At 57.4% G+C, this 10053-nt stretch carries 6 protein-coding genes and 1 other annotated feature; of the genes, 2 read left to right on the top strand and 4 right to left on the bottom strand.

From position 1 onward, the window contains the following. Nucleotides 1-173: 173 nt before the first annotated feature. From RRY12_06345 to RRY12_06330, 4 genes are all read right to left on the bottom strand, one after another. Complete coding sequence (locus RRY12_06345) at nucleotides 174-1403, bottom strand: phenylacetate--CoA ligase (GenBank protein ID MEG2184279.1); 1230 nt, start codon at nucleotides 1401-1403, stop codon at nucleotides 174-176. 82 nt (nucleotides 1404-1485) lie between these two features. After that, complete coding sequence (locus RRY12_06340; GenBank protein ID MEG2184278.1) at nucleotides 1486-2094, bottom strand: indolepyruvate oxidoreductase subunit beta; 609 nt, start codon at nucleotides 2092-2094, stop codon at nucleotides 1486-1488. Next, nucleotides 2087-3889, bottom strand: a complete 1803-nt coding sequence (gene iorA / locus RRY12_06335) for an indolepyruvate ferredoxin oxidoreductase subunit alpha (GenBank protein MEG2184277.1) — start codon at nucleotides 3887-3889, stop codon at nucleotides 2087-2089. Before iorA ends, RRY12_06340 begins: the two co-directional genes overlap by 8 nt. A gap of 296 nt (nucleotides 3890-4185) precedes the next feature. Next, nucleotides 4186-5400: an ATP-binding protein gene (locus RRY12_06330; GenBank protein MEG2184276.1), complete on the bottom strand. Its 1215-nt coding sequence runs from the start codon at nucleotides 5398-5400 to the stop codon at nucleotides 4186-4188. A gap of 269 nt (nucleotides 5401-5669) precedes the next feature. Beyond that, nucleotides 5670-5899: a binding site (T-box leader), on the top strand. 81 nt (nucleotides 5900-5980) lie between these two features. On the opposite strand from RRY12_06330, the gene RRY12_06325 reads away from it, so the two are divergent. Both RRY12_06325 and RRY12_06320 read left to right on the top strand, forming a co-directional pair. After that, on the top strand, nucleotides 5981-7396 hold the full coding sequence (locus RRY12_06325) for an alpha-isopropylmalate synthase regulatory domain-containing protein (protein ID MEG2184275.1): 1416 nt from the start codon (nucleotides 5981-5983) through the stop codon (nucleotides 7394-7396). A gap of 1 nt (nucleotide 7397) precedes the next feature. Continuing rightward, a complete protein-coding gene (locus tag RRY12_06320) occupies nucleotides 7398-9929 on the top strand; it encodes an AMP-binding protein (GenBank protein MEG2184274.1) in 2532 nt (843 codons plus the stop codon). Nucleotides 9930-10053 lie beyond the last annotated feature (124 nt).

Here is a 10053-nt window from a genome sequence, read left to right as displayed (position 1 = left end):
TTGGCAAATTTTATTAATAATTCCAAGGCTACATTATACAACGAGGATGTGTGAGTTTTGTGAAATTATTTTTATAAAATTTATTACTTTACATATTTTATAAAAGTAAAGGTATGAGCGAAATAAAAAGGGACGGCGCGCGCCGTCCCTTTGCCGTTAGTTTAGCGCCGCGCCTAATCCCGTTTGTCTATGACGCGCTGCGTCTTTTTTTCGCTTCTTGGGAGGGCGCCTATCTCAACCACCTCGGGAATGACGCGTATGCCAAGCCCCGACTTGCACTCGCGCACCAGCTCGTCGGCTAGCGCCTCCGCGTTCGTTCCGGGATGGGCCTCAGCCTGCACTATCATGCGGTCGCGCAGATCTTCGTTCTCAAGGACGATGCGGTATTCGCTGGAGAAGCCTTCGATATTTTTCAGTATCACTTCCACCTGCGCCGGGTAGATGTTCGTGCCCTTGACCTTTATCATGTCGTCGCTTCTGCCTACGATGCGGTCGAGGCGCGGGAACGGCGAGCCGCAGGGACATTCGCCGGGAATGATGCGCGAGATGTCGCGCGTGCGGTAGCGGATAAGCGGCGCCGCCTCTTTGCGGAAGGTGGTGATAACTATCTCGCCCTGCTCTCCGTCCGGCAGCACGCGGCCCGTCGCCGGGTCTATTATCTCGCAGTAGATGTAATCGCTGAAATAGTGCATCCCCGCGTGCTCGTGGCAGTCTATCGCGATGCCGGGGCCGTATATCTCGGTGAGGCCGTAGATGTCGAAGAACTCTATGCCGAGCGACTCGTAGATGCGGTCGCGTATCTTGTCGCCCCAGCGCTCAGAGCCGAAGATGCCGCGCTTTAGATGTATCTCGTCGCGGAGGCCGCGCTTGTCCACCTCTTCGGCGATGACCAGCGCGTAGGACGATGTGCCTATGAGCACGCTCGCCTGAAGGTCGCGAAGCAGCTGGAGCTGGCGGTCTGTGTTGCCCGCGCCAGTCGGGATGACCATCGCGCCCATTTTTTCTGCGCCAGCCTGAAAGCCGAGCCCCGCCGTCCACAGGCCGAATCCCGGCGTTATCTGCACGCGGTCTTCTGGAGTGACTCCGGCAAGCTGGTAACAGCGTTCCATCATGACGGCCCAGTCCTCGAGGTCCTGCGCCGAATAGGGCATGATGACCGGCACGCCCGTCGTGCCCGACGACGAGTGGACGCGAACGATTTTATCGTTCGGCACGCACTGCATCCCCATCGGGTACGCGTCGCGGAGGTCCTGCTTCGTCGTGAAGGGAAGAGCTTCAAACTGCTCGCGCGTCATCATCGTATCCACGGGAAGGCCCGCGAATTTTTCTTTATACATGGGACTTGCCTTCGCCACGCGGCGTACCTGCGCAAAGCACTGGCTCATTATTGTAAGTTCGTTCACTATAAAAATCCTCTCTTGTCTTGCTCTCTTGTCTTGTTGCCTGACCTGTCTCGTCTGTTTGCCGTCCGAACGCGCGCTTTCGCTATTTAACAGAGTCGTCACGCCATCGCTCGGCCGCGGCGCGCCCAAGTTCAAAGGCTTTTTCGTTCATGGCAAGAAGTTTCGGCTTCACGCAGAGCGCAAGCGCCGCGCGCAGTTCGTCTTCGCCGAAGGGAAGCAGGCCGGCGGCGGAGGCCGCGCCGAGCAGCACTATGTTCAGCGTGCGGATGTCGCCCGCTTCAAGTGCAAGCGCCGCGCCCTCGATGAATACGGCCTTCGGAAAACGGCTCTTGAGCGCCGCCATGTATTCGTCGGCAAGATAGACGCCGCGGCCGAGAGCCACGTTTGTCGGAATCATCTGATCTGTGTTTACGACGCAGGCGGCCTCCGCGCGCATCTTGGGAATCATGCGGACGGCCTCCGCAAGCTCGAAGGAAAGCAGGATGTCGCCGTGCGCGGAGGGGATGATAGGGGAAAGCCCGCGCGAGTCTATGCGCAGATGGCTCGACACGGAGCCGCCGCGCTGCGCCATGCCGATGGTCTCAGAGGTGCGCACAAAAAGCCCGCGCGCGCCGGCCGCAGTCGCCAGTATCTTTGAGGCAAGCAGCGTTCCCTGTCCGCCCACGCCCGCTATCACTATGCTCTTAGTCATTGTTGTCACCGCTCTTTATCGCCTTTACGGGGCAGAGGTATGCGCAGAGGCCGCAGTCGGTGCAAAGCGGCGCGCTTATAACGGCGCGTCCCTCCGCGTCCGGCGTGATTGCGGGACATCCGATCTCGCGGACGCATCTGCCGCATTTGATACATTTATCGTCTACAAAGTGCACGGTTTTTGGCTTTTTCATCTGCGCTATACAGGGGGCCTTCGTTATTACGGCGGAGGGCCCGTCAAAGGCAAGCGCCTCCTTCATAGAGGAAACGGTCCCGTTGAAGTCAAACGGATCGACGGAGGCGACGTGCGATACGCCGCAGGCGCGGAGGATGGTCTCTATGTCAAGCGCCACCGCCTCTTCGCCGAGCGCGCGCCGTCCCGTTCCAGGGTGCGGCTGGTGTCCCGTCATCGCCGTCGTGCGGTTGTCAAGCACCACGAGCGTTATGTCCGTTCCCTGATAGACCGCGTTTATGACGCCCGGTATCCCGGTATGGAAAAAGGTTGAATCTCCAACGAAGGCCATGCACTTTGTCTCCGGCTCCGCAAGCGCTATACCCTGCGCGAGAGTGATGCCGGCGCCCATGCAGAGGCAGGTGTCTACCATGTTAAGGGGCGCCGCGTTGCCTAGAGTGTAGCAGCCGATGTCGCCGCAGAAAACGGCCTTCTTTGCGTCGCGTGCGGCCACCTTCGCCGCGTAGAACGAAGCGCGGTGCGGGCATCCCGCGCAAAGCACGGGCGGGCGCACCGGAAGCTGCGGAAGAGCGGGGGCAGCCTCCTCGTCCGCCGGCAGGCCGAGATAGGCAAGCAGCGCCTTTTTTATAAGTTCGTAAGAATATTCTCCGTTCCACGGCATGTGGCCGGAGCGTTTACCAAAGACAGGGACGCCGCCGCGCGCCTCAATAAGAAGCTGCTCCTCAACGACAGGGTCCAGCTCCTCTATGACGAGAACTGAATCGACCGCAGAAAGAAAATCGCGCGTCATCCGTTCCGGCAGCGGGTACGGAGTGCCAATTTTATATAATACAACGTCGAGGGCAAGCTCCTCTATCACCTCTTTCGCGTATAGATAGGAGATGCCGGAGACGGCGACGCCCATGCGAGAGGGACGCGCGCCGCGCTCGATGCGGTTGTAGGGAAGCTCGTCGAAGGCGCGCGCAAGCTCGTGCTGTTTTTCTTCAAGCTCGCCGTGGCGTCTGTAGGAGAGCGCCGGGAATATGCACCACTCAGGACGTTTTTCAAAGCCCGTGGCGGCGCGCGGTGAAAAACTCTCCGCCACCTCCGTCTCCGCGCTTGCGTGGCAGACGCGCGTCGTCGGGCGCAGGAATACGGGAAGAAGAAATGCCTCGGAGAGGTCGAAGGCGCTCTGCACCATTTCGTAGGCCTCCTCCGGCGAGGAGGGGTCGAAGACCGGAAGGTTCGCGTGCTTTGCAAAGCCACGCGTGTCCTGCTCCGTCTGCGAAGACCACGGCCCCGGGTCGTCAGCCACTGCGAGCACCATGCCGCCCTTCACTCCGATGTAGGCAAGGCTCATCAGCGGATCGGAGGCTACGTTGAGCCCCACCTGCTTCATGGTGACGAGCGAACGCGCGCCGGCGTAGGCGGCTCCAGCCGCCACCTCAAGCGCCACCTTCTCGTTGTCGGACCACTGGACTTTCACGCCCGGCTGCTTCACGGCGGCGAGCGTCTCTATTATCTCTGTGGACGGCGTTCCGGGGTAGCCCGCCGCCACCGATACTCCGGCGGCAAGCGCGCCCAGCGCTATAGCTTCGTTTCCCATGCAGACCCTGCGGCTCATTTATATTCCTCCAAAATCAAACAGGTTATGTTAAAAGCTTTTCTAAAAAACTCTAAAGAAAAGAGCCCTGCGCGACAAATACGGCGGCAGAGCCCTGAAATATTCACAGTCACTCAACTTGCCTTCGCTAATCTGGTCTTGTCTTTTCTAAACCGAAAAGGGCTCTCCCTCTTCTTCTGCTGATATTTATAGCCCCGCCGCCCGATAATGTCAAGGATTGCGGCCTCCAAGAGCAAAGATACAGAATTGCCGCACAATATACAAACCGCGGCTGCGGGATGCAACAGCCGGTGATTTTAATCCCACTTTTCAGCAAGCAGGAAATCCCGAAGGTTTATATGACGGATGCCGTCGCGGCTTCTTTCGAACTCGTCGAGTGAGACGACGTACTTCGGGTAATTGTCGCGGACGCCGTCGAAGGCGCCAAATTCGCGCTCTATCGTCTCCTCTGAGGCAAGCAGATAGGATACCTGTATGTAAATTTTTTGACCGCGTTTTTCACAGATAAAGTCTATCTCGCGCTCTTCCAATTTGCCCACCGTGACCCTGTATCCGCGCCGGATAAGTTCCATGAATACGATATTTTCAAGGACAAGGTTGATGTCCTTCATATTTCCGCCAAAGACCGCCTCGCGTATGCCGTGGTCGGCTATGTAATACTTTTCATTGCTGCTGAGCAGCTTTTTTCCGCGCAGCTCCTCTCTTCGCACGCGATAGAACAAAAACGCCTCCTCGCAGCATCGGATATAGTTCAATATCGTCTCCACGGCTACAGCGCGGCCCTCGCTTTTCAAATATTTTGAAACGGACGACGCGGAAAAGGTCGTACCGACATTCGCGGTCAGATAGCCGATGATCCTCTCAAGCAGGTCTACGTCGCGGATGTTCTTGCGTTTGACGATGTCCTTGAGCAAGACGGAATTATAGAGATCCTGGAGGTACTGACGGCTCGGCTCGGCTTCATAGCGCAGATTGCTGAGGTACGGCATCCCTCCCGATGTCAGATACGCTTTAAACGCTTCTCCCTGCGCGGTCCCCGGATAGACTGTATTGTAAAGCTCAATGAACTCCGCGAAAGAAAACGGGTAGACGACGAACTCCACATACCTTCCCGCAAGATAGGTGGCAAGCTCTCCCGAAAGAAGTTTAGCGTTGGAGCCTGTGATGTATATCTCACAGTCAAATTCTACACGGAAGGAGTTGACGCACCTCTCCCAGCCGTCTACCGCCTGTATCTCGTCAAAAAAGAGGTAGGCTTTGCCGGGCACTTTCGCCGCGCGCGCGGCTATTTCGTCATGGAGCGCCTCTGCCGTACAAAGAGGCGCGTTGCTCATATTCTCAAAATTTATTGATATAAACTGCTCCGGCGCCGCGCCAGCTGCGATGAGCTCCTGCTGGATCAGCCCAAGCATAACGGACTTGCCGCTGCGGCGGATGCCGGTCAGCACTTTGATTATCTCCTGTCCCATGAACGGGCGGATGCGTTTCATATATAGTTCTCGTTTTATCATAGCAGCTCGGCCCCCTTCTGTTGCCGCTGTAATATTATCACAGTTATACCTGACAAACGAAGCGTTTTTACCTATTTTATCAGTTATAACTGATAAACGTCATATTTTTGGGCGCGCTTTCAGTTATAAGTGGGCGTGGCGGATTTCTTCGTCCGGTTTTGCGCCCGATATTTTTTAAAATTTCGCGCTTGACAACTTCGGGCTTTTGAGAATATTATTAACAAATACAGCTTGGATTTATGAAATATCAAGCTTACTGAATATGCGGAACAAACGCAATGATGGAGTTACGAACGCAGCAGATAGGTTTACAGAGAGCCGGCATGCAGGTGAGAGCCGGAACCGAATGGCGGCGTATCGGCCTCGCTCCGGAGCGGAATCCCCTAAAGCGTCTGCCGCTAAGGGATTACGGCTGGCCCCGTTACAGGCGCCAATGAAGCGGCCGCGAAATCTGCGGCAATCAGGGTGGTACCGCGAACTTTAAATATTCGCCCCTGAGGTATGAACATACCTCGGGGGCTTTTTTATGTTTTTATACGCCTGCGAGGAACTAGATCGGATGAGAAAGGGTGTTTTTGTGATGAAACAAATCAAGTTTACGGACATTACGCTGCGGGAGGCGCAGCGCGGAGCGGAGGGCGCGCTCTCTTTCAAAGAGATAATCGAGATGGCAAAGACGCTGGACAAGCTGAATCTCGACGTCATAAGCATGGCGCCTATTGTACACGACAAGATAGATTCGCTTTTGGTGCGCACGGTGGCGGCCGCTGTGAAAAACAGCGCGCTTTCCATCCCCGTGGGCTTCGACGAAGCGGGCGTCGACCGCGCGTGGGCGGCCGTGGCGGAGGCCGCGCATCCGCGCCTTTATGTGGAGGCTCCGCTTTCGGCGGTGCAGATGGAGTTTGTCTGCGGCAAAAAGCCCGCCGGCATCCTCGATATGACGCGCCAGTTGGTCGAACGCGCGCGCGCGCTTTGCCCCGACGTTGAGTTTGCCGCAGTCGACGCAACGCGCAGCGAGCCGGATTTTCTTTATTCCGTAATATCGGCCGCGATAACGGCCGGCGCCTCGACCATTACAGTTTGCGACTCCGCGGGGACTATGATGCCCTATGAATTTGCCGCCTTTGTCAAGGCGCTTTACGCGGCTGTGCCGGAGCTGAAGGATGTTGCGCTTGCGGTGAAATGTTCGGACGAACTTTCGATGGCGGCGGCCTGCGCCGTCTCCGCCGTTAAGGCGGGAGCGACAGAGGTGGACGTCTGCGTAAGCGGCGGCTGCGCGCCGGAGTTTGAGGCTGCGGCCCACGTCATACGCACGCGCGGCGACGACTGCGGCTACTGCTGCGGCCTTAAATTTACCGAGATACACCGCTCCGTGGCTCAGATGCACTGGATAACGAGGCCGGAACGCAGCAAGACCTCCGCCTTCGACACAGGGCTTGCCGCGACGGAGGCACATGACGTACGGCTTGACGCAAACGACGACGCAGGCTCCGTGGCAAAGGCGGCGCAGCGTCTTGGCTACGACCTTTCGGACGAGGACGTGGCGAACGTCTACGAGACCTTCCGCAACGTAGCCGCGAAAAAATCCGTGGGCACGAAGGAGCTGGAGGCGATAATCGCAACAAGCGCGCTGCAGGCGCCGCCCACCTATGAGCTGGTGAGCTTCGTCATAAACAGCGGCAACATCATAAACGCCACCGCGAATATCCACGTGCGCCGTAATGGGGAGGAGCTCTTCGGCCTGGCCGAGGGCGACGGGCCTATAGACGCGGCCTTTCTCGCCGTGGAGCAGATAACGGGACATCATTACGAGCTGGACGATTTTCAGATACAGTCCGTTACCGAGGGACGCGAGGCGATGGGCTCAACTTTGGTGAAGCTGCGTTCAAACGGCAAGCTCTATTCCGGAAACGGCATCTCGACGGACATCATAGGCTCCAGCATCCGCGCCTACGTCAACGCGCTGAACAAAATAACCTACGAGGAGAACCATTAAAATGAAGTTCTCATTTTCGACATTCGGATGGAGCGGCTACTCATGGCAGGATCTCTGCGCGGCGGCGAAGGACGGAGGTTTCGCGGGCATAGAGGTACACAGCATAAATGAACCGGCCTTTTCGGAGAAAAGCGGCATCTTCGACCCGGCGATGGCAAACGCGGCGCACCGCGAGATGACGGAGCAGGGGCTTTGCATCCCCTGTATCGACACCTCCTGCAACATAGGCGACGCCTCACTGCTCGACCTTTGCTGCGCCGAGATAGGCGACTATATAAAGAAGGCAAAGAACCTCCGCATCCCCTACGTTCGCCTTGGCGCGCGAGGCGCGGCTGCGGCGGAGGCACAGTTTTCCGCGGCGCGCGAGGTGATTGCGCGCATGATACCGGCGGCGCGCGAAAACAACGTGACGCTGCTGGTTGAGACTATCGGCCTTTTTTCCGACACGGACAGGCTCTGCGGACTGCTGGACGCCTTCGCCTGCGACAGTTTGGCCGCGCTCTGGGACATGGAGCACACGGTGCGCGAAGGCTGCGAAAGCCCCGAAAAGACTGTGAAGAACCTGGGCTCCTATATAAAGCACGTACACTTGAAAGATTCCGAGGTGGTGGACGGGCGCACTGAGTACCGCCTCGTCTGCGAGGGGACGCTGCCCATCGACGCCATGATGCGCTCGCTCTATTCGCTGAACTACGACGGCTTTATATCGATGGAATGGGACCCTGCGTGGATGCCGGAGATAAACTGCTTTGAGCTTATTTCGCTGCATTTCGTAAACACAATGAGCCGTTTTGACAACCCGGCGCGCCAGCTTCGCGGCAAGCGCCTCTACGACAACAAGCGCCACACGGGGCTTTATCCGTGGCAAAAGGACAGGCTCATCGAAAAGACCTTCCCGCAGGTGCTGGACCGTATCGTCGAGGAGTTCCCCGACCAGTACGCCTTTAAATACACGACGCTGGACTACACGCGCACCTATTCGCAGTTCAGGGACGACGTTGACGAGTTCGCGCGCGCTCTGGTCTCGCTGGGCGTCCGGGCAGGCAGCCACGTTGCCATTTGGGCTACGAACCTGCCTCAGTGGTACGTAACCTTCTGGGCCGCGACGAAGATAGGCGCGGTGCTCGTCACAGTGAACACCGCCTATAAGATACACGAGGCTGAATATCTGCTGCGCCAGTCGGATACGCACACGCTCGTTATGATAAAGGGCTACCGAGATTCGCATTACGACAATATTATGCGCGAACTTTGCCCCGAACTTGCCGAGTCCGCGCCGGGCAAACCGCTCGCCTGCCGCCGTCTGCCATTCTTGCGCAACATCATCACAGTCGATTTTAAGATGAAGGGCTGCCTCTCGTGGGAGGAGGCGCTGCTTCGCGCTCAAATGACGCCCCACGACGAGGTGCGCCGGATGGCCGCTGCGGTCGACGTCCACGACGTCTGCAACATGCAGTACACAAGCGGCACGACGGGATTTCCAAAGGGCGTCATGCTTACGCATTACAACGTAGTGAACAACGGCAAGTGCATCGGCGACAGGATGGACCTTTCGACCGCCGACCGCATGATGGTCCACGTCCCGATGTTCCACTGCTTCGGCATGGTGCTTGCTATGACCGCCTCGATGACGCACGGAGCGACGCTCTGCCCGATGCCCTATTTTTCCACGAAGGCCTCTCTTGCCTGCATAAATCAGGAGCGCATCACCTGCTTCCACGGGGTGCCCACGATGTTCATCGCGATGATGGAGCACGAGGACTTTGAAAAAACTGATTTCTCTTACATGCGCACCGGCATCATGGCGGGAAGCCCCTGCCCCATCTCAAAGATGCAGGACGTCGTAGAAAAGATGAACATGAAGGAGATAGTCATAACCTACGGCCAGACGGAGGCCTCGCCCGGCTGCACGATGAGCGGGACGGACGACAGCCTTGAGGCGCGCGTGGCCACGGTGGGCAAGGCGCTGCCAGAGATAGAATGCCGCATCATCGACCCGGAGACGGGCCTTGAGCTGCCGGACGAAACGACCGGAGAGTTCGTGGCGCGAGGCTACAATATAATGAAGGGATATTACAAGATGCCCGAAGCTACGGCATTGGCCATCGACAAAGATGGCTGGCTGCACAGCGGAGACCTCGCCTGCCGCACGCCCGAGGGCTATTACAGGATAACGGGACGTCTGAAGGACATGATAATCCGCGGCGGCGAAAACATCTACCCGAAGGAGCTGGAGGAGTTCCTCTATACACACCCGAAGGTGAAGGACGTGCAGGTGATAGGAGTGCCGGATGAGGCTCTGGGCGAGGAGATAATGGCCTGCATCGTATTGAAGGAAGGCGAAAGCGTAACGGAGCGCGAGATAAAGGAATTTTTCTTAGCGCAGATGGCGCGCCACAAATGCCCGAAGTATATAGATTTCGTGCGCGACTTCCCGATGAACGCGGCGGGAAAGATATTGAAATACAAGATGCGCGACGACGCCGTGGCGAAGCTCGGCCTGCAAAAGGCGGCCTCGGTAAAGACTGCGTAGCGCTGACAAAAAGAGGCGCGCGCCGGCTTTCGACTTTTTGCCGGCGCGCGAAATTTTATAAGATACGGCGGCCGAAAGGTATTATAATAAAAAGCGTAAAGATGATTTATCGGGCAAACTAACG

The sequence above is a fragment of the Cloacibacillus sp. genome, from assembly GCA_036655895.1.
Taxonomy (GTDB): Bacteria; Synergistota; Synergistia; order Synergistales; family Synergistaceae; genus JAVVPF01.
This window is presented reverse-complemented; position numbering and strand designations above follow the sequence as displayed.